Here is a 23979-nt window from a genome sequence, read left to right as displayed (position 1 = left end):
AATGCTTGATGCAGATGTGCAGTATGCAGGTTTTTGGGTAAGAGTTGGTGCTTCGCTCATTGATATGATTATTTTGTTGACTGCGACGTATCCGCTACTTTGGTGGTTTTATGCAGGCAATTGGGATCTAATTTTTGCCACAGGTTTGGCAGAGCAACCGCAAGTGTTATGGTTTGATATCAGCATTAATTATATTTTACCGTTTATTTATACCATTGCGGTCTGGCTGATATGGTCGTCTTCACCAGGGAAAATTTTACTGGGATTGAAAATTGTGGATGCCGATACGGGCGAAAACTTAGATATTAAACAATCTGTAATTCGTTATTTGGGGTATTTCCCTGCGATGATGGTGTTTTTTATTGGCATTTTTTGGGTGGCGTTTGACCCTAGGAAACAGGGTTGGCATGACAAAATGGCCAATACTGTTGTCATTCGCAGTAATCAATAAGATTGAAAAGAGCTAAATTATAAAAATCCCTCAATAGAGGGATTTTTATGTATAAAACTAAAATTTAAACATCATAAATTACTAAATTTTAACAACCAATACTGGAATAGGAGACTGTGTTAGCACATTTTTGGCGACACTTCCGAGCATCATTTTTTGAATGCCTGTTCGGCCATGTGAGCCCATAATAATTAAATCTGCACTAATTTCATTGGCAACTTGAATAATTCCTTCGGTCGGTGATACGCCGTGTACCAATTTAACATCGACGGGGATACCATCGCGTACAAAAGATTGCTTAATATCTTCTAAGCGCTCTTTGGCATTTTTTTCTGCTTGCATAAAATAGTCGGTAATTGCAGGTGCAACTTTATAAAAATCTACCCCTACAAATGGGTCTATCGCAACAACACTCATAACGGTCACTTGGCTATTTAATAATTTGGCCAAAGTAAGAGCATTTTCCACGGCAGCATAAGAAATTGGAGATTCATCGACAGGAACGAGGATGTGCTGATAAGTTGTCATGCGCTATTCCTTATTATATTAAGTGCTTATATTTTAAATTGCAGATTTAATTCAGACTGAAACAAATCCAAAGCATTCCCGCCTCAAGATCAGCGGGAATCTTGATTTAAGCTTTTACAATCAGTACAGGGAGTTCTGTATTACGTAAAACGTCTTGAGCAAAACTGCCCATTAACATTTTTTGGAAACCTTTACGGCCATGCGAACCCATCACAATTAAATCGGCTTTCAATTCAGTGGCTGTTTCTGCAATCCCTTCAGCCGAAACTTGACCTTTAATCACCAAAGTTTGTGCATCTACACCTTCAGCCTTTGAAAATTCCAATGCTTCGGCCAATGCTTTGGTTGCATTTTCATGTGCTTGAACAAAGTATTCTTTCATAATGGCAGAAGAGTAGTAGAAATCTGCATCTGTAAATGGGTCTTCAGCAACTAAGCTAATTAATGTCAATTGACCGCCAAATGCCTTGGCAATCTGTGCCGCTTTTTTTACGGCAGAAAACGAGATTTGTGAACCATCTACAGGCACTAAAATTTGCTTATAAGACATGGGGGAAACTCCAAAGTTATCATTATGACCCTATGCTTAATTGATAGCACATTGGGCTTTTTTGTTCAATTTATAATTTGAAAAAATATTGTAAATTCATTTAATTAGAATGCCTTGGTTGTTTGAAATGCCAATTACACTGCAAATAAAACTGAGTGTTTGTATCAACTTTCTATAAGGTTTTACAAAAACAAAGACTTGTAATTGTTGCTCAATTAAGGCTAATTACATTTATTCAATATTTATATTTTTTGGGGTGGGCGTCATGCAATCTAAGATCGTAAAATCACTCTTTATCGCTTGCTTGATGTTCAGTCTGATCGCTTGCCAGAGTACTAAAAACAGTACCAAAATGATTGCGGGTGTATTTAATGCATCGACTCATATTCAAAAGAAAATGATTGATAAATATGCGCCTGCCGATGTGCTCGTGCAGACCAATATTCCGTATATGCAGAACCCTAACTTGCATATTGATTTGTATCAGCCTAAAAATATTGCGCAATTGGGAATAAGACCGACCATTGTTTGGATACATGGTGGTGGTTGGATTTCAGGTTCTAAGGAACATGCGCGAGGCTATTTTAAGTTATTAGCAGACCAAGGCTATAACGTGGTTTCGGTAGAGTATCAATTTGCCCCTGATGTAATTTATCCGACACAAATCAATCAGATGAATTTAGCTTTGGCATTTATTACAGCGCAGGCAAAGCAATATCATATTGATGCTTCAAAGCTTTATTTAGCGGGTGATTCCGCAGGCGCCAATATGGCAAGTCAATATGCTGCTTTTGTGGCCGATCCGACTTATGCGCAATCACAAAACTTTCAGCCTGCAATTACACGCCAGCAACTTCAAGGTTTAATTTTGCATTGTGGTATTTATGATTTAAATGATTTTGTGAATACTGCATCAGATAAAATAAAATTATTGGAGTGGGGGATTTATAACTTGGTGCAGGCTTATACAGGAGATCGTCAGCATGATCAGGCATTTCTTTCCAGTATTTCACCAAGACAACATATAAATGCGAATTATCCACCAGTATTGATTAGTGGTGGCAATAAAGACTTTTTAACAGCTTCGCAGTCTCTTCCTTTTGTACAGACCTTAAAACAACATAAAGTAGCAGTCACAGAGGTTTTTTATCCAAATTCAAAAGAGCTTTTAGTACATGAATATCAATTTATGATGAGTAAGGTCGCTAGTCAGCAAACGTTTGAAAAGACAATCAAATTTTTAAATCAACTTAGCCCTTAATGTATTGAAAATTTCACATCACCCTTGCTTTATTATGCAAAATTGCTAACATACCAACCAATTGGTATGTTTTTTATTAGGTGTGAATATGAATCCCGTGCTATTGGCTTATGCTATGTTGGCCTTAGCCATTGCTTTAGAAGTGACTGGTTCTACTTTTTTGGTTAAATCGGAAAGTTTTACGAAATTGTGGCCTTCCGTGGCAGTCGTTGTATTATTTAGTATGGCTTTTTATTTGCTTTCCCAAGTGATTAAAGTCATTCCATTGGGCATTGCTTATGCCATTTGGGCAGGTGTGGGTATTGTATTAACGGCTTTAATTGGCTTTTTTGTTTTTCGCCAAAGTTTAGATGTGGCGGCAATGGTGGGTATTGGGTTGATTGTATCTGGTGTTGTGGTTATTAACCTTTTTTCAAATGCGACGGGGCACTAATGGACAATGCGCATCAGCGGAAGAAAGCCCCTGAATTGATCCGTCAGAAAATTATTGAACATACAATTCAATTGGCTTCAGAAAAAGGGGTGGCAGGGGTTTCTATTCAGGCTGTTGCTGATTTAGCAGGCGTGACCAAAGGCGGTGTATTTCATCACTTTCCAAGCAAGCAAAAACTACTGGAAGCCATGGTACAAGATGTGCTTTTTAGGCTAGATGTGGCTGTAGATGATTATATGCAACAAGATGATCAATCACATGGTTGTTTTACACGTGCCTATATTTATTTTACGTTACAAACTGAGCTTTCTGGTATTGGTACTTTATGGTCTGCAATCTCAATGATTATGCTGACCGACCATGCTTTTAATACGTTGTGGTTTGATTGGCTCAATGCCCGATTGCTGAAACATCAGCAAACAGATAGTGGTCTAGAATTAAAACTTTTACGTTACACGGCGGATGGTGTTTGGCTAAACGTATTTGTAAATGCTGAAAATATGAATGAAATGCGGATTATGCAGAAAGAATTAATTCAAAGAACTTATTTGTAATGACAAATTTAAATATAAACAAACAGCACCAGTTATGGTGCTGTTTATATTGTACTTTTAGTAGCTTTTATTTTCTGAGTTTTAAAATTAAGTGCACAGCGAAACCAAAAATTAGGCCCCAAAATGCAGAACCAATACCAAAAAATTGAATACCCGAAGCACTGAACAAGAAGGTTAACAAGGCTGCTTCACGGTCTGAAACTTCATGAAATGCAATGGCAATGTTATGGCTGATTGTTCCCAATAAAGCAATGCCTGCTAAAGCCGTAATAAAGATGGCTGGAAAAGACATTAAAAAACTGGTTAAAGTTGCTGCAAAAATACCCATCAGAATATAGAAAAAACCACAGCTCATACCTGCAATGTAGCGTTTTTGAGGATCTGGATGTACTTGATCATCTAAACTAATGGCGGCACTGATGGCTGCAATATTGACACTATAACTGCCGAAAGGGGCTAAAAGTGCTTGCGCCATACCCGTCCAACCAATGAGATGGTTAACATGCGGGTTATAGCCATAGCTTTTAATCATTGCCAGACCAGGCAAGTATTGCGATGCCATGTTAATTACAAATAATGGTAAAGCGAGCCCTAAAATAGCCGAACTACTAAATTCAGGTGTGACCCATACTGGTTTGGCCATGCCAAAATCTATGCTAGGCATGCTGAAATTCAAAAATATTGGACACATGGCAATGCCAGCTATCACAGTAATGACAATGCTATACCGTGGCCAAAAACGTTTAGATAAAATATAAGCAACTAATAACGATAGAATAAATGCCCATTCATTTTGCATACTGGCAAATAAAGCGATACCAAATTTTAGCAGAACTCCAGCAAGCATGGCACTGGTCAAACTTTGTGGAATATACGAGAGAACTTTTTGAAAAACACCTGAAAAGCCTAAAATGGCAGTCAGTAGACCACAGACTAAAAAGGCACCTATGGCTTCATTTAGATTATAACCGCTTCCAGTTGCTAAAATCAGCGCCAGTCCTGCGGTAGACCAAGAGGTTGCAACAGGATATTTAAATTTCCAAGAGAGAAGTAGGCCACTAAGCCCAATAGCTAAGCCGAGTGCCCAAAACCAAGAGGTAATTTGTTCAGTATTGGCGCCCAATGTTTGGGCAGCTTGAATAACCAAAACGGCTGACACACTAATGCCAACCAAGAAGGTAATAAATCCTGCGAAGACGGCAGGAACAGAAAAGTCATTCAGTAGTTTTTGCATAATCCATTGCTATAAGAGCATTATATTTGTTGAAAAGCGTAGTAATCATACGCTATTCATTTTTAGGCGAAAAGTAAAAAACGAATAATTAATCACTTTTTTATAGGGCTGAAAGTGCTTCTATTTAAGATCTAAAAGTTTGGTTTTAAAGTGTAGATGTTGCCAGTTTAAGACCGAATCCACAGAACAGAAGACCCACAGAAGCCACGCAACAGGCCGTCAGTTTATAGCGATAGCTAAAGAAAGACGCGAGTTTTACCCCTGAAAAAATTAGAACCGTTAAGTAACTCATGCTAATTATTTGTAATACTACTGCTAAGGCCGTAAACGTAAGCATCGGGTATGGATAGATAGGGTCTACAAATTGCACAAAAAAAGAAAGATAAAATAGAATAGCTTTCGGATTCAAAATACTAATGGTCAATGCCGTTTTAAAAGGATGAGGCTGTTTTAGGCTTTGTTGTTTTTGTTGAATTTGTTCTGGTGCAACAGTAGCTTTCCATGTTTTATAGGCAGCCATTAATAGTTTAATGCCTAAATAGCTTAGGTAGACTGCGCCAATAACTTTCAGCAGAACAAACAACCAAGGAAAGGTGTGCAGTAAAGAAGCTGCACCAAGCGCGGTTAATATAATTAAAATCATATCACCTGTGTATACGCCCAAAGCACCGATGTAGCCTGCTTTTACGCCGTAACGTGATGCTATTGTCATTACATAAATAGAGTTAGGGCCAGGCAACAGAACAATCAAAATTGTACCAATAATATAAGTTGTTAAATCTGTGATGCCAAACACGGTAAAACTCACATAAAAAAGCCGAAACTGAATAATAGCAGCATCGGCTTAGAGAAAAAACGAAAATTTAATTAAGCTTGAATTTCTGCGTCATAACCAAAAGATTGGCGTAACAAATGGCTGAGTTGTTCGCGTGCTTTAATAAAGCCGTCAATACCACCCTGAAGCAACTGAAAAGACATTAAGTCATGTTCTAATGCAGATTTAAAGCCTGCTTTGCTTAATGGGTTTATTGGGTGATCAATATGCACCTGCGCATGATTTTCAGACAATTGATTTTCAATTTCGCGAGTGTCTTCTGCTAAGGTTGCCAATAAATTAGGTGAAACAGTTAATAAATCACAACCTGCAAGTCCAAGTACTTGGTCTACACTACGGAAGCTTGCACCCATAATTTCAGTTTGAATGCCGTGCTGTTTGTAGTAATGATAAATTTGTTTTACAGAAAGCACGCCAGGGTCTTGATCAATACTGTAGCTATCTACATTTTCAGCCTTTTTATACCAATCTAAAATACGCCCAACAAATGGGGAAATGAGTGTGACCTTGGCTTCTGCGCAAGCTTGAGCTTGGTGCAAGCCAAACAGTAGGGTTAAATTACAATTTATGCCTTCTGCCTGTAATGCTTTGGCCGCTTGAATCCCTTCCCATGTTGATGCAATTTTAATTAAAATGCGGTTTGGGTCTATTCCATATTGTTTATATAAAGCCAGTAGTTCTTTGGCTTTTGCAATGGTTGCATCTGTATCATAAGAAAGGGCTGCATCTACTTCTGTAGAAACACGACCTTCAATAAGTTTTAAAATTTCGACACCAAACTTGACGGTTAAAATATCAATTGTGCGCTCAATTAACTCATCATTTGCATAACCTTCTTGTTTGGCTTGGTCAAAGGCATCTTCAATCAGTTTTTTGTTTTCAGGCTGATTGGCTGCTGCTGTAATTAAAGATGGGTTTGTTGTTGCATCTAAAGGACGAAACTTTTCAATTGCAGATAAATCACTGCTGTCAGCAACAATAGTCGTCATGTTTTTTAATTGGTTTAACGCAGATTGTTTCATTGATCTCTAATTCTTAACGTTATTACTTGTACAATTAGTTATATCATAAAGTTGATTTAACCCAAGAGAAAAGCGTGGTTTTATCGCATTTAAAAAGTGTTTTTACGCTGTTTTTTGACATGATCAATCAAAAAACGAGCAGCTGCGCCTTGCTGACTTTCTCTGTTCCAGACTAAATCAACAAAATATTCAAATTTTGGTGTGAAATCGGCAAAATTTAAAATCTTTAAATGCTTTTTAAGTAAGGGGTTTTCCGTAAACATTTCTAAGGGTAGAACGCCCCAACCCAAATTTTGTTTAATCATGGCACAAGCCGAATGGTGGTTATCGGTACGCCAATATTTTTTTGAATAAAGCAATTCAGGTCTAATATTGCGGTCTCGGCTGGCCACAACAATTTGTCTACTTTGTAAAATTTGTTCAAAATGAATTGCATCAAACTGGGCTAAGGCGTAGGTGTTTGATGCAACAGGAACCAGGACTTCACGTTTTAACTCTACAAACTGTTCATTACTTTCTAATTGTTCGCGTTCAAACATTAATGCAAATTGTGCTACACCATTGTTCAGCATTTTTTGTGCATCTTCTTGCGGTGCCGAAAAAATATTAATTTGAAGTTCAGGGAATTGATGTGCAAGCAGAGTGATGTAGTCTGTCCAATGGGTATGGAGTAATTCAGACACAACAACAATATTGAGGGCGGATTCTAAGCCAGAACTTAAAGCCAGAGCGTATTGCTTCCATTGATTCATTTCAATCAACAGTTGTTCTGTCTTTTCAAATAATGTAATGGCTTGTGCAGTTGGAACAGGTTCACGTCCAACACGGTTAAAAAGTTTTAAATTTAGGTCAATTTCTAAATTGGCAATAGACATGCTGACCGCAGAAGGCACTTTTCCTAAATGTCGGGCTGCCGCAGAAAAAGAACCTGCTTCCATGACAGTTTTAAAAATAATGAGCTGTTCTTGATTGATATTCATTGTTAGAAATACATTAAATAAATAGATTTATCTATCAAATATATTGAAAGAATCTAGTTAGATCAATCAATAAAACATAAATATAATGACGGTTATCGTAATTATTCAAAGAGTATTTAAAATGTTGATTTCCAAGAGACGGATTATTCATGCGCTAAGCTATGAGATTATCCTATTGGTCATCATAGCAATTGCTTTAAGTTTTATATTTCATCTGCCTTTAGAAGTAACGGGCGCCCTTGGGATTGCCATGGCGGTTACTTCTGTGATTTGGAATATGATTTTTAACCATTTTTTTGAAAAATTTGAAGCAAAAAGAAAGTTAAAAAGAACATTTGGCGTGCGTGTTTTGCATGCAATTGGCTTTGAAGGAGGTCTAATGCTAGCGACCATTCCTATGGTTGCCTATGCGATGCAGATGACTATCTGGCAAGCTATTGTGCTCGATTTCAGCTTAACCATGTGTATTTTGGTTTATACCTTTATTTTTCAATGGGGTTATGACCACATAGAAGCCCACTTTGGTTATCAGCCAAAACATTAATAAATTTCATGTAAAAATTCTATAAAGGCCTGAAAAGACAAAATCAGGCCTTTTGTGATATAAAAATAATTATTCTTTTAACATAAGATAAAAAAACACAGACAAAACAAGTTTGAAAATACTGATTAAGTACAAAACTGATTAAAAACACAAACAAATCTGTTAATGAATTATGTCAAAAAAGGAATAAGACAATGAAATTAGGTTTAGTCGCGGTGCCACTTATTTTAATGGGTATAACCCAAACGGGATTGGCAGCTACACAAGGGAATTTTAAACGTTTTTCGGTTTCTGCGGGGTGGTTACATGTTATGCCACAAGGCAAAGCGAATCCGTTCAATATTAATACAGCTGTAGAAAATGGAACTACTTCAAAAGTAGGTAGTATTAGTAAAAATGCATTCTTAAATTCAATTGATCCCAATGCAACTACTGGTGAAGGTGAATATATATATAATTTCAAAGATAGTTTTGAGCAGCTAATGAAGGAGCCAGATTTACAAAATATCATTTTTGATGCATCTGGTAATGTGAAGGCAGATCTGGCAGGGACTGCAACGATTTCAGGTTTGGAGCAATGGCAAGGGCAAGGTACGGGCTTGGAAGCAGAAGATGTAGATACATTAGGCTTAACATTTAACTACTATATTAATGACAATGTGTCCCTGCAGTTGATTGGTGGTATTCCGCCTAAAGTGGATATTAAAGGTAAAGGCGAAATATTTGCACCTTTGAGTGGCTTTGCTACTACTGGTGGTGATTTAGCAGGGCTAGAGATCCCATTATTACAAGATATTCCTATTACAAATCTTGGCAATAAGTCTAAAGCTGCAACTGTACGTGCTTGGACACCAGCATTAGAAGCACAGTATCAATTTGGTAAAAGTGGTGTAAATAAATTCAGACCGTATGTGGGCGTAGGTCTTATGTATGCCTATTTTAATGATATTAAATTAAATTCAGAAATCCGATCAGATTTGGAAGCTGCTGGTCATATGATTCAAAATGTTTTAGATAATAAAGCAGGGGCCGCACTTGATGGAAAAGTATCTTCAGGCGTAATGCGAGTAGATGTCGATGCTGATGATGCAATTGCACCAATTGTTACAGCAGGTTTTACCTATGACTTAACTGAAAACTGGTACGGTGTGGCTTCAGTTTCATATGCTAAACTTAATAACAAAACCACCATTAATGTCGTAAATGAATCTACAGGTCAACAATTGATTCATGCCACCACCAAAATTGATATTGATCCTTTAATTACTTATTTGGGTGTGGGTTACCGCTTCTAATAAGTAATTTATAAAAATATTTTTTATACGCATCCTGAAAGTTAGACACTACTGGTCTAACTGGAGGGATGCTTTTTTTATTTGAATTTTACTTTAAAATAATCGGTAGTATTTAGCATAATAATTAATTAAAAACTTACAAAGTGAGATGCTTGAAAAAGTATTTTAATAACGCATAAAAATATTTAATCTATTGTTATGAAAAAATTATGAGTCATTTTGTTTTTTTAATATAACTACATATTGTTGTTTTATAAATATATTTTTTGTTGGTTGAACATTGAAATTTGTCCGGAAGAAGACAAAAGACCTGAAATGATATGTTTAGGCCCCTATTGACGAGGTGTTGATTGTTTTTTAATCTAAAATAAAATTTCAAAGTAAAAGATATATCCACTTAATTATTAAATGAATTATATGAATAGAAATAATTGACTTGTTATGAACTAAAAGTAATGTCAGACAAGGAGTCGACAATGAAAGTAGGTTTACTTGCAATACCGCTTATTTTACTGGGTGTGACACAAACAGGGGTAGCAGCAACACAGCAGGGATTCAAACGTTTTTCTGTTTCTGCGGGTTGGCTACATGTCATGCCACAAGGGAAAGCGAATTCATTTAATATCAATACCGATGTTGCAAATGGAATGCGCGCCAATGTGGGGATGATTTCTGGTGATACTATTTTAAATAATATAGATCAAGCCAAGTATGATGAATTAGAAGCCACAGATCCATACAATATGAATAACATTATTTTTAATAGCGTTATTAAAACAAAATATTTAGATGAAATTATAAAAATGAATTTGACAGGGAATGAGACCCCTGAAGAGTACGATGCAATTTTACAGACAATTACTGGTGATGCACAAATCAATGGATTAGAGCATTGGAACTCAAATGCAGGCTTAGAAGCCGATAATATAGATACTTTGGGTATCGTATTTGATTATTATCTTAATGATAATGTTTCATTGCAATTTATTGGTGGAATTCCGCCAAAAGTAGATTTAAAAGGTAAAGGGGCAGTATATGCGCCTTTTTCAAGTGTGGCCTATCCATTTCCTATACTACCAACAGATCCCATTTATGACCCATCAGTCCCACCAATTGAGGTCTATCTAAAAAAGGATTTATTGATTACAGATTTAGAAGCATATGACAATGCTGCATCAGCAAGAGCATGGACGCCTGCATTAGAGGCTGTTTACCATTTTGGAAAATCTGGGGTAAATAAATTTAGACCGTATATTGGTGCAGGTATTATGTATGCCCATTATAGTGATATTAAAATAAATTCAGGCGTTGAAAACGATCTTATTGCTGCAGGACATATGATTCAGAATATCCATGATGGTTATGGCGGGGCGGCTCTAGAGAAGAAACTATCAAGTGGCAATATTGTGGTAGATGTAGATGCAAATGATGCCATAGCACCTATTGTCACAGCTGGTTTTAATTATGATTTAAATGACAATTGGTATGCAACAGCGTCGGTTTCATATGCAAAACTGAATAATGTAGCAACGATTAGAGTTCTAAATACCAATACTGGAAATGAGCTTATTCATGCCACCACTAAAATTGATATTGATCCTTTAATTACATATGTTGGTGTGGGTTACCGCTTCTAAAACTGCATTAATTATTGTTCATTAAAAAAGCCCTTAAATGAATTTAAGGGCTTTTTGTTTCAACATTAAAAGTAGAAAATTTATTTTTCTACAATTGCAGTCACACCTTGACCACCTGCAGCACAGATTGAAATTAACACACGGCCTGAACCTTTTTGGTTAATCAATTTTGCAGCAGTAGCTAAAATACGGCCACCAGTTGCAGCAAATGGATGGCCTGCAGCCAAAGATGAACCATTTACATTTAACTTAGTACGGTCAATTGAGCCAAGTGGTGCTTCTAAACCTAAACGATCTTTACAGAATGCAGTGTCTTCCCATGCTTTTAAAGTCGATAAAACTTGAGATGCAAATGCTTCATGAATTTCGTAGTAGTCGAAGTCTTGTAGCTTAATACCTGCACGTTCAAGCATACGCGGAACTGCATAAGCAGGCGCCATCAACAAACCTTCTTTTTTACCAATAAAGTCAACAGCAGCTGTTTCTTGGAAGCTTAAGTAAGCAAGTATTTCGTGACCATTGGCTTTTGCCCATTCTTCAGACGCTAGCAATACACAAGATGCACCATCCGTAAGTGGGGTAGAGTTGCCCGCTGTCATAGTACGGCCATCGCCTTTACCAAAAGCAGGTTTTAGTTTTGCTAGTTTTTCAACGGTAGAATCAGGACGTAAGTTGTTATCACGTTCTAAACCAAGGAATGGGGTGATGAGGTCATCAAAGAAGCCATCTTCATAGGCTTTTGCCATTTTTTGATGTGAAGTCGCTGCTAGTTCATCTTGTGCTTCGCGGGCAATACCCCATTCAAGCGCTGTAATGGCTTGATGGTCGCCCATTGAAAGACCTGTACGTGGTTCGCCATTTTTTGGCGCATCCATTAAATCTTTCAGATTAATTTTAGTTAAAGCTTTTAAACGGTCTTTACCAGTTTTGGCAATGTTGAGTTCAAGCAATGCTTTACGTAAACCATCACCAAATGCAATTGGAGCATCTGACGTTGTATCTACACCGCCAGCAACACCGACTTCAATTTGACCCAAAGCAATTTTATTTGCCACAAGAAAGGCAGCTTGTAAGCCAGTACCACACGCTTGTTGAAGATCATAAGCTGGTGTTTCAGGAGCAAGTTCTGTGTTTAATACACATTCACGAGTCATATTAAAGTCACGGCTATGTTTTAAAACCGCACCGGCAACAACTTCGCCTAAACGCTGACCTTGTAGATTAAAGCGTTCTACCAAACCATTTAATGCTGCAGTAAACATATCTGAATTAGATGCAGTGAAATATGCGCCGTTTGAACGTGCAAATGGAATGCGGTTACCGCCAATAATAGCAACGCGACGAACAGAATTTTGGCTCATGATTTTTTCCTGTGGAACAGAAGTTTGAGTTGTTGGTTTTGAAGCTGGGCTTTTACTGCGACTACGTGTAGAAGTAGCACGTGTACCAGTCGTTTTTACTGTATTTGATGCCGATTTTTTCACTGGTGGCGCTTTTTTAACAGCGTCAGTGTCAGTGCTTTTTGATAGTTTTGACACAATTTCATCAGCAGAGTTTTCAATTGTTGGATTTTCTTGAGTTGTTTTGCTCATAAGGCTTTTCCAAGCATGTAAAAGTGTTTCTGAGTGGTACATTAACACATTCAGGTAGTGGCTGAATTGACTAGAATGACATTGCAGAATACATTCAGGTCAAGACATCAAATCTTTAACTCAAGTATGATTCATTTGAAACTGATGGATCTATTGAAATATAAGTGAATGACATCATATTGAAGTCAAAAGGAAATCTTCAAAGCCATCAAATAATTAATTTTTTAGAGAGATACAAACATGACTGACCAATACCAAGCATTTTCAAAATCTCCAATTGGTAAATTTGTCATCAAAAATTTAGGACTGCCTGCACCGACATTTCTAGAACGTTTTGAGTCTGCTACTCCTGTGGTAAAAGGTGCGGTACTGGTAGGTGCGGCAACAAATAGCACCTTGTCAGGTTCTATTGCTCAGGTGTTAGCTAATGTACATGCCAATGGTTATGCAGGTAACAATGCGCAGCTTCAACAAGTGGCGGCAAAAGCGGGTTTGAATTTGAGTGCATTTAATGATGGCGACAAGGAATCTAAGTTCAAAGTTGTTATTTTTGATGCATCTGGCATTGAAAACTCTGAACAGTTACATGAACTTTATGCGTTCTTTAATCCTATCGCGCGTCAAATTCAAGCCTCTGGTCGTGTAGTCATATTGGGTACAACACCTGAAACAGCGTCAACAGTAAAACAAGCGATTGCACAGCGTGCATTAGAAGGCTTTGTTAAGTCTGTGGGTAAAGAGTTTAAAAAGGGTATTGCTGCAAATCTTATTTATGTCGATGCAGGTGCAGAAGCGAATCTTGAGTCTGCACTACGTTTTAGTATTTCTCCGCGTTCTGCTTATGTTTCTGGCCAAGTGATTCGAGTTTCTAAAGCTGAAACTGTAGATATTGATTGGGCAAAACCACTTGCAGGAAAAACGGCCGTTGTAACTGGTGCAAGCCGTGGTATTGGTGAAGCGATTGCACATGTACTTGCACGCGATGGCGCACACGTTATTTGTTTAGATGTTCCACAGCAACAAGCTGACCTTGACCGTGTTGCTGCTGAAATTGGTGGTTCAACCTTAGCCATTGATATTACTGCTGCGGATGCAGGTCAAAAAATTAAAGATGCTGCAACTGTACAAGGTGGTTTAGATATTATTGTACATAATGCAGGAATTACACGTGACAAGACTTTGGCGAATATGAAGCCAGAGCTTTGGGACTTGGTGATTAATATTAACTTGTCTGCCATTGAGCGCGTAAACGATTACTTGCTTGAAAATGATGGTTTTAATGCAAATGGCCGTATTGTTTGCGTATCGTCAATTTCTGGTATTGCAGGTAATTTGGGTCAAACCAACTATGCTGCGTCTAAAGCAGGTGTGATTGGTGTGGTGAAATTTACTGCACCAGTCCTGAAAAATGGTGTCACTATTAATGCCGTTGCCCCTGGTTTTATTGAAACGCAAATGACAGCAGCTATTCCATTTGCCATTCGTGAAGCAGGTCGCCGTATGAACTCAATGAGCCAAGGTGGTTTACCTATTGATGTTGCAGAAACAATTGCAATGTTTGCTTCAACAGCATCTACAGGTTTAAATGGCAACGTAGTTCGTGTGTGTGGTCAAAGTTTGTTGGGTGCTTAATTTTAATTCCCTAAATTTCTCTTTATTAAAGAGGGACTCCTCCCTTTTTAAGGGAGGTTGGGAGTAATTTAATTTACCTCTCCCTAACCCTCTCCTAAAAGGAGAGGGAACTTTATAAAGATAAAACTTCTCAAAGGTTCAGTATGAATACTCGCCATTTTAGCCAGCTACCAAAACCTTATTTGGCTTATCCTAAAGTCATTCAAGGTTTAATTTTTAAAAAGCCGAAAGGTGAAAAAGTTCTGCCTCAGGTTGAATATGTGGTGGATTCATTCAAAGTCGATCAACAACATTTAAAAGCCTATAACGCAGTCTGTGGCTTTAAAAATAATGGTTATATTCCAGCAATTTATTTAGCAGTACTTTCACAAAGTCTTCAAATGCATATGATGACGCAAGAAGCGTTTCCATTTGCTATTTTAGGTTTGGTGCATATTCGTAACCAAGTGAAACAAAGCCGTAAAGTTGGCGTCAACGAACAGTTAAGTTTGTCATGCAAATTTGGTGAGTTGAAACCGCATGATAAAGGTGTGCAATTTGATTTTATCACTACAGCAAAAGTAGGCGATGAAGTGGTTGTTGAGGCATTAACCACTTATTTGGCACGTCAAAAAACCAATGGCGGCGCTGGTGCTAAACCTGCGGAAACCAAAGCCCCAGACTATCAGTTGGCATTGACTTGGGATGTATCGGAAAATACAGGCCGACGTTATGCACTGACCTCAGGTGACTTTAATCTGATTCATATTCATGCAATAACGGCCAAAGCCTTTGGTTTTAAACAGGCCATTGCACACGGGATGTGGAGCAAAGCGAAAGCATTAGCAAATTTGAACTTACCCAATGCTTATGAAGCAGATGTCTGGTTTAAACTGCCGATGTATCTGCCATCGAAAGTTGAGTTTTTGACTGCTGAAAAAGGAAAAGATACCGAATTCCTCATTCGAAATAGCAAGAGTCAGAAACCGCATGTAACGGGAATGATTAAATCGCTATAAGTGAAGAATAAAAGCCTAAATCGACTAAGATTTGGGCTTTTTTATATTAAGATGATGCATAAAAGATAATAAGGCCAATGGACATGGACGTAAAACAGATTCAACAGCTGATCTCTGCCAATACTGATCATTTTCAAGGCGTGGTCGATGAGCGTTTTATTGATTTGGCGCAATTGTTTAGTAAATTGCAAGATGCACGTTCAACTTTGGGCGGTGCGGCTTTGGCCGTATATTTTCAAGGCCATAAAGTTGTAGATATTTATACTGGTCAAAAGTCAGTAGATGACAAGTGGCAAGCAGATACTTTGTCGATTTGTTATTCCACAGGTAAAGGTGTTTTAGCAACTTTAGCGCATATTATGGTGACTCATGGCATTTTAACGTATGACCAACCCATTGCGCATTATTGGCCTGAATTTGCGCAAAATGGTAAAGCTCAAATAACCTTGCGTCATATTTTGAGCCATCAAAGTGGTTTGTATGATGTGCGGAATAATATTGCCGAAGCGACAGAAATGGCAGATTGGCACCATATGTTAGATGTGATGGCAAAAGCCAAACCGCGTTTTAGTTTTGGTACAGATTTTGCCTATCAGCCTTTAACTTTTGGTTGGTTGGTGGGTGGTGTTTTAGAAAAAGCCTCGAATCAATCTTTAGCGCATTTAATGCAGATGTATCTTGTAGAACCATTGGCATTGGATGGCGCATATTTTGGTGTGCCAGATGAGCAGTTGAATCGGGTTGCGCGACTATTACCTAAAATTCAAAAAGAAACGCAATTAGAAACTAAAAATAAAAAAACTGCTGTTCGCCAAACGTCTTCTTTAGATAAGTTGATTGAATGGAGTAGACAAAATCCGCAAGATTTTCAAGATGCCATGATTCCAAAGGGAATGAAAAATTTTAGCTTTTTTAGCGATCAAGGTATGCAAGCTGTCATTCCTGCAGCCAATGGTGCATTTACAGCAAATAGCTTAGCCAAAATGTATGCAATGTTGGCCAATCATGGTGTGTGGGAAAATGAAACGTTGATATCATCTCATGTGTTTAATCAACTGAGTGAAGTTCAAAGTCGTAAACGTGACCGAATTATGCCTATCCCCATGCACTGGCGCTTGGGTTATCACCGCGTATTAAGCTTAGGGAAATTATCTAAGGGCTTTGGACATATTGGCTTTAATGGTTCTGGCGCATGGTGTGATCCTGAACGACAACTTAGTTTTGCTTATACACATAATTTTCCAACGGGGTCTTTGGTTGGTGATTATCGCCTTTGGGCTTTAACTCAAGAAACTTTACGCTGTGCAGATGGGGCTTTAAAAGGACGCAAAGGTTGGTTTTAAATCATAGGTGCTGTTTTTCTATTAGATGAAAATTACCCGTTTTATGCTATGTTAGCGCCTAAATTTTTAATGTGATTGTGTTATGAAAAAAGCAATATTGATTCCTTTAGTCGCCACAGGTGCATTATTGGGTTGTCAGGATGCCAGTCAAACACAGTCAAAAGACCCGGTTGCAAATGAACAAAATGTTCAAGCGCCTGTATGGGTTGGAACTTATAGCGGGACGACACCTTGCATGGGGTGTTTTTCACGATGTGAAGATTGTCCCGGCATGGCGGTTGATTTAGTGTTAAAGCAAAATTTGACCTATGAACTGCGCCGTGAAAGTTTAAGTGGCCATGATGTAGAAGTACTGAAAGGGCGTATTCATTTTAAAGATCAAGCTCAGACACAATTAGAATTGCTAAATGTCAAAACCCGTAATTTGATTTATGTCGACTTAGAACATCAAATGCTTGAAATAAGAGAAGATCAAACGGCACAGTCTTATGCTGCTCAGGATGATTTTTTGCTTGAGTTCGGAAAAGTTTAAGTATTAAAGTAGATTGATTGAAATAATTTCTATTTTATAATTTTGTGCGGGGCATCGTGAGTTTTAATAAGAAAAAGGAACTAAATACTCAATTTTCAGGGTTTGTCATCGGAGCAGTTATTGTTGGTTGTCTTTATATGTTTTTTTTATCATAAGGATAATCAGTCTGAAAAGGTGCAAAATATTCAGTTTGCAGATGAAAAAAATTCTCAGCCGAATGCTTTAGAGAATTTTGAAAAAGACGAACAGCGCCGAAAAGAAGAAGCAAACATTAATGCACAGCCATTTTTAGCAAAAGTCATGCTTCGATATTCAGATGATGGTTCTGTAAAAGGTCAAATGCAACTGACATCATCTAATAAAAAGGATGCAGTATTTATTATCAGAAATAAATTAAATAATACAATTATGGCAATAGTTCAAGTGCCTAGAGGGCATAGTGAAAAAATTGAGATGCCTGTAGGTGAATATTTAATTGAATATGCACAAGGCGATGGAGTCTGGCAGGGGCTTGGCGAATTTTGGGGATATGGTACACACTTTAATAAAAGTAGACTTCACCATAGTGTTTATCAAGAAATTATACCAAATGGTACTAGAACACATGGTACTGGAATTATTTTAGACGTTGAGGATGGAACAGTATCTGAAGATATCTCTAAAAAGCAATTTGTGAGCGATTAAAAAACTATGTAAAAAAATGTTGTGAATGTGCTTTAAAGTAGGAGCATTCTGTTTATGGCAATATGGAAAATAAATCAAATATTAAAGTGGTTAAGTTTGAAGAAATTGATCGAATTAGTGCCACTAATTAATATCTTCATTCACTCTTCGTCAAAAAAACAGTATGCTTATGCATGTCAAAAGGAGCATACATGTATCAAGTACTTGCGCGAAAATATCGCCCACGTAATTTTAACGAATTGGTTGGCCAAAATCATGTTTCTCGTGCGCTAACTAGTGCTTTAGAACGTGGTCGCTTACACCATGCGTATTTATTTACGGGAACTCGTGGTGTGGGTAAAACGACCATTGCGCGAATTTTGGCGAAGTGCTTAAACTGTGAAACCGGTGTGACCTCAACACCGTGTGAGGTTTGTGCAACATGTACGGCAGTCAATGAAGGCCGTTTTATCGATTTAATTGAAATTGATGCCGCATCACGTACCAAAGTAGAAGATACACGTGAATTATTGGATAACGTTCCGTATGCACCGACACAAGGTCGCTTCAAAGTTTACCTGATTGACGAAGTGCATATGCTCTCTACGCACTCATTCAATGCTTTGCTAAAAACCTTAGAAGAACCGCCTGAACACGTAAAGTTCCTATTTGCCACAACAGACCCGCAAAAGCTCCCAATTACGGTTATTTCACGTTGCTTACAATTTACTCTGCGTCCGTTGGCTGTAGATGAAATTACAACGCATCTGACAACTATTTTAGAAAAAGAAAGCATTTCAGCAGAGCAGGATGCTATTTGGCAAATTGCCGAATCTGCACAAGGCTCTGTGCGTGACGCATTGTCTTTAACCGATCAAGCAATTGCTTATGGACAAGGTGCAGTACATCATCAAGATGTTAAAGAGATGCTGGGTTTGATTGATCGCACCATTATTTATGATTTAATGACTGCAATTCATCAAAATCAAAAAGGGCGCATCAGTGAATTGTTATTACAATTCCGTCAGCAAGCCTTAGATGTGTCTTTGGTCTTAGATCAGTTGGTTTCAACTTTGCATGAACTGGCAATGTTGCAGTATTTGCCCGATTTAAGTCTGAAATATAGCGCTGAAATTAACGCTAAAATTATGCAACTGTCTAAACTTATTTCTGCACAAGACTTACAGCTGTATTATCAAATTGCGTGTAAAGGGCGTTCAGACTTACAAATGTCAGTCACGCAAGAGCAAGGTTTTGAAATGTGTGTGTTGCGTTTGTTGGCTTTTCGTCCAATGCAACCCAACGAGCGTTTGGTTTCAAGTGTAGAAACCACTGTGGCAACACAACCTCCAGCGCTGCAGGCTACTGCGCAGAAAGAAACTGCTCAAGATGTTGTTACCACTTCAGTTGTTCAGCCTCAGCCAGAAATAACAGAATCCTTAGATGAAAGCTATTATTCAGATGAAGATGATGCACACATTGCGACATCTCAAGATGAACCATCTTCTGATGATTTTTTAGATGAGCCAGAAGTCGACGCTGTTTCACCATCGAATACCCATGTTCAGCCAACTCAAAATACTGATCAAATTATTTTTGATGCTTCAAGCGATGGTGCGTTATTTGATTTAGATGAATCTGAAGACCCAAAAAATATTGTACCTCCATCAAATGAAGCGAGTAGTGATGACTTTTTGCTATTTGAAGAAATTGCTCCATTAGATGATATGTCTTTGCAGGTGCAAACAAAATCTTCACAATCACAGCTTGAAGAATTATCTGTAGCACCAGTACAAACTATTTCTGTGCAAGATCTGCAACAAGAAGAAAGTTTAGTGGCTGATTTAGCGCCAACTGTGCCGACTTCAGTTGAAATAGCACAGGCAGCATCGACATTGATGCCCCAAGATATTTTAAAACTACAACCACAGCAACTTGAAGGTGAGTGGACTGTAGACAAGTGGGAGTATTGGTTCAGAAGTAGTGAACTACCACCTGCATTACAAGAATTGGCGCAACATGGTGTAATGACGGGTGAAATTGATGGCGTATGTACTTTCCATATTCCAAAACAATACGAACGCCTTGTAACGCAAATGCAGCACCTGTTAGAACAAGTGGTATATGCACAGTGGCCATCGACTCATTTTGATGTACAATATGAAGAATTAGAACAGCTCACCCCCTATGCTTTACAGCATGCACGTAAGGGGAAAGCACATCAAAGAGCGGCAGAGTTATTGCATAATGAGCCTGTGATTAAATCTTTACTGAGTGCTTTTGATGGCACATTAGAAAATATTCAGCTTAAGTAAATTCATCACTGTTTAGAGTTAAAAATTGTTGTAGAGCATCCCGCATTTCGGTTGGAATCGGGGTGCTTTTTCGTGTTTTACGGTCAACAAAGACATGCACAAAATGACCTTGAGCAGAAGCGTTGTCTTGTCCTTGTTTGAAAATGGCTAAATCATAGCTGAGTGATGAATTGCCTATTTTCGCAATGCTCACACCAACTTCAATGATTTCTGGATAGCTCAGTTCTTGCATAAAATTGCAGGATGAATTTACCACAAGACCAATGATGGGCGAGTGTTGCAGGCTGAATCCTGCCTTATGAATTAACAGTGCATTGGCAGCAGTATCGAAATAGCTGTAATAGATGATGTTATTGACATGCCCATACATGTCATTGTCAGACCAACGGGTTTGAATGGGAAAAATGAATTTAAAATTTTGACGATTTCTGACTTGTGGTTTCATTGTTTTAACAACTTGATCTTATTCATCTGATTTGACTGAGTGTACTTGATCAATTTTAATTCGTCACAAAAAATCATTCAGAATATTGAGCAGGGTTTAGAGATATGGACGGTTAAAATTTGCTTAAAATTTTAAGCAATGCTTCTTCATTAAATAGGTCACAATAGAATTAATTTCAATTTTATTGTGACCTATTTAAAATCGTAACTCATGATTAAATTTAGTTTAACCCGATGAAAAAATTATATTTTTCCATCAGGCTGTAGATCATCCCCATTGTTATTTTGAGTCACGTCAAATTATTTATAGATGGATGAATAAATCTGTAAGGCATCGGTTTTTTGTAAAAACCTTGGGTTATTCTGTAGAAGCCTAGTTTGTAACATCGCATCATCTGCCAGTTGATCTAGTTTATTTTCAGGAATATTCAATTGATTTAATTTTAAGACCAAGCCACTGTGGTCTAAATGATTTTGCATATGATCTATAAATAAATCACACAAACCATCTGTACAACCTGTACTTTTAGGCTCTAACCATTGCATAAGTTCTGCATAATGTAGCTTAGCAATAGGTGCATTAAATTTCATGACTTCAGTTAGCACTAATGCATTGGAGTGACCATGTGAAAGATGAAAATGTCCACCCAGTGGATAAGCCAGTGCATGAACGGCGGCCACAGGTGCATTGGCAAAAGCTTGACCTGCTAGCATTGAGCCGACCAACATATTTTGGCGTGCTTCTAAATTGGAACCGTCTTTTAAAACTAAAGGTAAATTTTTATTTAATAAACGCAGTGCTTGTTTTGCAAGCATGTCTGCATACGGGTTTTTCTTAATTTTAGAGGTATAGGCTTCTATGGCATGTACCATGGCATCAATACCTGTGGCTGCTGTAATGTGTGCAGGTAAGTTTTGGGTGAAATTTGCATCTAAAATAGCGACATCGGCATATAAAACAGGAGATACGATGCCCGTTTTGGTGGTTTCACCTGTTGTAATAATTGAGATTGGGGTGACTTCAGAACCTGTTCCCGCTGTGGTTGGTATCAGTATGAGGGGTAAACGTGGTCTTTTGGCATTGGCTACGCCGTAAATATCTTGCAAGCCTTGTTTCTGATTTGGATGCGCCAATATCGCAATTACCTTTGCGACATCCAGTGAGCTGCCACCACCAAAGCCCAAAATTAAATCTACTTTTTCGGCTTTCGCAAATTGAATGGCATCTAATACAAGGTGTTCAGCAGGGTCTGCTTGCACATTAAAATAAATAACATAGTCCTGTTTTTGTGATTCTAGAATCTCTAAAATAGGCAAATGAAGTTGATGCTGCATCATGCCTTGGTCTGTGACCAAAAGTACCCGTTGGGGGGCATAATCTTGAAGTACGTTTTTCAGCTCAATGATTGAACCTAGGCCTGAAATAATATTGCTGACGGTTTGGAACTGAAAATTACTCATTAGGTTATCCTTATTTTATCTATCTAAATGAATATTATTCTTGAGTCTGGATATAGGATTCATCACTTAAATAACTTAACATAAGCTGCTTGAAATAGAAGTAGTATTGAGGTTGTTATGTCATCCAAAACGCCATATAAGGTGTTATGTGTTTGTTTAGGTAATATTTGCCGATCGCCAACAGCGGAGATTGTGCTCAGACACTTTTGCGATGAAGCCAATCTAAATATATGGGTCGATTCAGCGGGAACCAGTAATTACCATCCCAATAAAGCGCCAGATAGTCGTAGTCAGCAACACGCGAAGCAACGCGGTTATGATTTGTCTGGTTTACGTGCCCGTCAGTTAACAACGGCAGATTTTATAGAGTTTGATTTAATCTTGGCGATGGACTATGAAAATTTGGAAAATATGCAATTGTTGATGCATCATGCACAGCAAGAATATGGCGCATCACAAATTCGCGCACAAATTTCATTGATGAGCCAACATGATACAGCTTACCCGCAACAAGCTGTCCCAGACCCATACTATGGTGGCGAGGATGGTTTTGAGCAGGTATTGAATCAATGTGAATCGAGCAGTAAAGCATGGGTCAATTTATTTAAACAACAGATGGAGCAATAAGGTTTAAGTCATGAATATTCAACAACACGTACAACTTAAGCCTTTCAATACACTCAATTTAAGTGCAGTGGCATCGCATTATGCTCAAATTCAAACAGAAGATCATCTGCTTGAAGCGCTAGACTATGCTGAACGTCAAAAATTGAATGTTTTGGTTTTGTCGGGTGGCAGTAATATGCTTTTACCAGAGCATATTCATGCCTTGGTTTTACACATGGATATTCAAGGTCTGGACATTATTGCAGAAGATGACCTGACTCAAACCATTGCTGTAGGTGCGGGACAAATTTGGCATGATTTTGTGCTGTGGACTACCTCAAAAAATTTGTTTGGTTTACAAAATTTGGCTTTAATTCCTGGGTTAGTCGGTGCTTCACCTGTGCAGAATATTGGGGCTTATGGGGTCGAGGTTGGTGAGTTTATTGACCTTGTACGTGTGTACGATCGACAACTAAAAACTTTTGCATCTATTACGGCCACAGACTGTCAGTTTAGTTATCGACACAGCATTTTTAAAGATAATCCGAACCGTTATATCATTACTCAAGTGAACTTTAAGTTATTAAAAAAACCAGATTTAAAAATAAATTATGGTGACTTAAAAACGGCTGTTGGTGAAAATAAAACAGCAGAAAATTTACAAAACCAAGTGATTCATATTCGCCAAAGTAAATTACCAGATCCTAATGAATACCCAAATGCAGGGAGTTTTTTTAAAAATCCAGTCATTTGTCAGGCTGAGTATGACCAAATTGCACAGCTTTTTCCAAATTTACCCCATTATCCTCAGGCCAATAATCAAGTTAAAATTGCAGCAGGCTGGTTAATTGATCAGGCAGGTTGGAAAGGCAAGAAGTTGGATATGGTTGGTATGTTCCATAAGCAGGCCTTGGTTTTGGTTAATTACGATAATGCGACATTGCAACACGTGAAGGCTACATATCATGCTGTTCAACAAGATATCTTGAATAAATTCAAGATTCACTTAGAGCCAGAACCCGTATTATTTGATGAAAATGGTTTACTGCGTTCTCATCACGATTGAATT

The 23979-nt window shown here is 37.9% G+C and carries 23 protein-coding genes and 1 pseudogene; 15 read left to right on the top strand and 9 right to left on the bottom strand.

Going from position 1 to position 23979, the window contains the following annotated elements; all coding sequences use genetic code 11:
- Position 1 precedes the first annotated feature (1 nt).
- Positions 2-451, top strand: coding sequence for an RDD family protein (locus BBP83_RS10915; RefSeq protein WP_068888408.1), 450 nt, complete (start codon positions 2-4; stop codon positions 449-451).
- 81 nt (positions 452-532) lie between these two features.
- On the opposite strand, the gene BBP83_RS10910 is transcribed toward BBP83_RS10915, so the two are convergent.
- Together BBP83_RS10910 and BBP83_RS10905 are read right to left on the bottom strand one after the other, a co-directional pair.
- Positions 533-979, bottom strand: a complete 447-nt coding sequence (locus tag BBP83_RS10910) for a universal stress protein (protein WP_068888406.1) — start codon at positions 977-979, stop codon at positions 533-535.
- Between the two features lie 106 nt (positions 980-1085).
- Positions 1086-1529: a universal stress protein gene (locus BBP83_RS10905; protein WP_068888404.1), complete on the bottom strand. Its 444-nt coding sequence runs from the start codon at positions 1527-1529 to the stop codon at positions 1086-1088.
- 265 nt (positions 1530-1794) lie between these two features.
- Between BBP83_RS10905 and BBP83_RS10900 the strand changes: the two genes are divergently transcribed.
- The 3 genes from BBP83_RS10900 to BBP83_RS10890 all read left to right on the top strand — a co-directional run bounded on the left by BBP83_RS10900 (position 1795) and on the right by BBP83_RS10890 (position 3777).
- Positions 1795-2790 (top strand): alpha/beta hydrolase, encoded by a 996-nt coding sequence (locus tag BBP83_RS10900; protein ID WP_068888402.1) that lies wholly within the window; start codon positions 1795-1797, stop codon positions 2788-2790.
- Positions 2791-2878: 88 nt separating this feature from the next.
- Positions 2879-3223, top strand: a complete 345-nt coding sequence (locus BBP83_RS10895; RefSeq protein ID WP_068888400.1) for an SMR family transporter — start codon at positions 2879-2881, stop codon at positions 3221-3223.
- Complete coding sequence (locus BBP83_RS10890) at positions 3223-3777, top strand: TetR/AcrR family transcriptional regulator (protein ID WP_068888398.1); 555 nt, start codon at positions 3223-3225, stop codon at positions 3775-3777. Before BBP83_RS10895 ends, BBP83_RS10890 begins: the two co-directional genes overlap by 1 nt.
- Before the next feature lie 67 nt (positions 3778-3844).
- Here the strand turns inward: BBP83_RS10890 and BBP83_RS10885 are convergent, their stop codons facing one another.
- The 4 genes from BBP83_RS10885 to aceR form a co-directional block, all read right to left on the bottom strand.
- Positions 3845-5011, bottom strand: coding sequence for a benzoate/H(+) symporter BenE family transporter (locus BBP83_RS10885; RefSeq protein WP_068888396.1), 1167 nt, complete (start codon positions 5009-5011; stop codon positions 3845-3847).
- 145 nt (positions 5012-5156) lie between these two features.
- Entirely contained in the window at positions 5157-5807 is a 651-nt protein-coding gene (leuE, locus tag BBP83_RS10880) for a leucine efflux protein LeuE (protein WP_068888609.1), read from the bottom strand.
- Between the two features lie 71 nt (positions 5808-5878).
- The gene (gene tal / locus BBP83_RS10875; protein WP_068888394.1) at positions 5879-6868 is read right to left on the bottom strand and encodes a transaldolase; all 990 of its coding nucleotides are present in this window, start codon (positions 6866-6868) and stop codon (positions 5879-5881) included.
- An 89-nt stretch (positions 6869-6957) separates the two neighbouring features.
- Positions 6958-7848, bottom strand: coding sequence for an HTH-type transcriptional regulator AceR (gene aceR / locus BBP83_RS10870; protein WP_068888392.1), 891 nt, complete (start codon positions 7846-7848; stop codon positions 6958-6960).
- A 121-nt stretch (positions 7849-7969) separates the two neighbouring features.
- Between aceR and aceI the strand changes: the two genes are divergently transcribed.
- The 3 genes and pseudogenes from aceI (at position 7970) to BBP83_RS10855 (ending at position 11324) form a co-directional block, all read left to right on the top strand.
- On the top strand, positions 7970-8392 hold the full coding sequence (aceI, locus tag BBP83_RS10865) for a chlorhexidine efflux PACE transporter AceI (RefSeq protein ID WP_068888390.1): 423 nt from the start codon (positions 7970-7972) through the stop codon (positions 8390-8392).
- Between the two features lie 269 nt (positions 8393-8661).
- Positions 8662-9687: pseudogene (locus BBP83_RS10860) on the top strand (OmpW/AlkL family protein); the annotation flags it as partial.
- A gap of 497 nt (positions 9688-10184) precedes the next feature.
- Positions 10185-11324 carry an OmpW/AlkL family protein gene (locus BBP83_RS10855; RefSeq protein ID WP_415502410.1) on the top strand — a complete coding sequence of 380 codons (1140 nt, stop codon included), beginning with the start codon at positions 10185-10187 and terminating at the stop codon, positions 11322-11324.
- 80 nt (positions 11325-11404) lie between these two features.
- Here the strand turns inward: BBP83_RS10855 and BBP83_RS10850 are convergent, their stop codons facing one another.
- Positions 11405-12916, bottom strand: coding sequence for an acetyl-CoA C-acetyltransferase (locus BBP83_RS10850; protein WP_068888384.1), 1512 nt, complete (start codon positions 12914-12916; stop codon positions 11405-11407).
- Positions 12917-13156: 240 nt separating this feature from the next.
- Between BBP83_RS10850 and BBP83_RS10845 the strand changes: the two genes are divergently transcribed.
- The 6 genes from BBP83_RS10845 (at position 13157) to dnaX (ending at position 20399) form a co-directional block, all read left to right on the top strand.
- Positions 13157-14548 carry a 3-oxoacyl-ACP reductase gene (locus tag BBP83_RS10845; protein WP_068888382.1) on the top strand — a complete coding sequence of 464 codons (1392 nt, stop codon included), beginning with the start codon at positions 13157-13159 and terminating at the stop codon, positions 14546-14548.
- Positions 14549-14691: 143 nt separating this feature from the next.
- Positions 14692-15546 (top strand): MaoC family dehydratase, encoded by an 855-nt coding sequence (locus BBP83_RS10840; RefSeq protein WP_068888381.1) that lies wholly within the window; start codon positions 14692-14694, stop codon positions 15544-15546.
- Positions 15547-15629: 83 nt separating this feature from the next.
- On the top strand, positions 15630-16889 hold the full coding sequence (locus BBP83_RS10835; RefSeq protein ID WP_068888379.1) for a serine hydrolase domain-containing protein: 1260 nt from the start codon (positions 15630-15632) through the stop codon (positions 16887-16889).
- 82 nt (positions 16890-16971) lie between these two features.
- The gene (locus tag BBP83_RS10830) at positions 16972-17421 is read left to right on the top strand and encodes a copper resistance protein NlpE N-terminal domain-containing protein (RefSeq protein WP_068888377.1); all 450 of its coding nucleotides are present in this window, start codon (positions 16972-16974) and stop codon (positions 17419-17421) included.
- Between the two features lie 120 nt (positions 17422-17541).
- Complete coding sequence (locus BBP83_RS10825) at positions 17542-18105, top strand: hypothetical protein (protein WP_141689972.1); 564 nt, start codon at positions 17542-17544, stop codon at positions 18103-18105.
- A gap of 191 nt (positions 18106-18296) precedes the next feature.
- A complete protein-coding gene (gene dnaX, locus BBP83_RS10820) occupies positions 18297-20399 on the top strand; it encodes a DNA polymerase III subunit gamma/tau (RefSeq protein ID WP_068888373.1) in 2103 nt (700 codons plus the stop codon).
- On the opposite strand, the gene BBP83_RS10815 is transcribed toward dnaX, so the two are convergent.
- Both BBP83_RS10815 and BBP83_RS10810 read right to left on the bottom strand, forming a co-directional pair.
- Positions 20392-20844 (bottom strand): acyl-CoA thioesterase, encoded by a 453-nt coding sequence (locus BBP83_RS10815; RefSeq protein WP_068888371.1) that lies wholly within the window; start codon positions 20842-20844, stop codon positions 20392-20394. The two genes, dnaX and BBP83_RS10815, sit on opposite strands and share 8 nt — an antisense overlap.
- 299 nt (positions 20845-21143) lie before the next feature.
- Positions 21144-22304, bottom strand: a complete 1161-nt coding sequence (locus tag BBP83_RS10810) for an iron-containing alcohol dehydrogenase (RefSeq protein ID WP_068888369.1) — start codon at positions 22302-22304, stop codon at positions 21144-21146.
- Between the two features lie 117 nt (positions 22305-22421).
- On the opposite strand from BBP83_RS10810, the gene BBP83_RS10805 reads away from it, so the two are divergent.
- Both BBP83_RS10805 and murB read left to right on the top strand, forming a co-directional pair.
- On the top strand, positions 22422-22931 hold the full coding sequence (locus tag BBP83_RS10805; RefSeq protein ID WP_068888368.1) for a low molecular weight protein-tyrosine-phosphatase: 510 nt from the start codon (positions 22422-22424) through the stop codon (positions 22929-22931).
- Positions 22932-22941: 10 nt separating this feature from the next.
- On the top strand, positions 22942-23976 hold the full coding sequence (murB, locus tag BBP83_RS10800) for a UDP-N-acetylmuramate dehydrogenase (protein ID WP_068888366.1): 1035 nt from the start codon (positions 22942-22944) through the stop codon (positions 23974-23976).
- Positions 23977-23979: the final 3 nt, after the last annotated feature.

The organism is Acinetobacter celticus (genome assembly GCF_001707755.1).
In the GTDB taxonomy this organism is placed as follows: domain Bacteria; phylum Pseudomonadota; class Gammaproteobacteria; order Pseudomonadales; family Moraxellaceae; genus Acinetobacter; species Acinetobacter celticus.
Note: the sequence above shows the minus strand (reverse complement) of the source record. Positions and strands in the feature narration are given on the sequence as shown.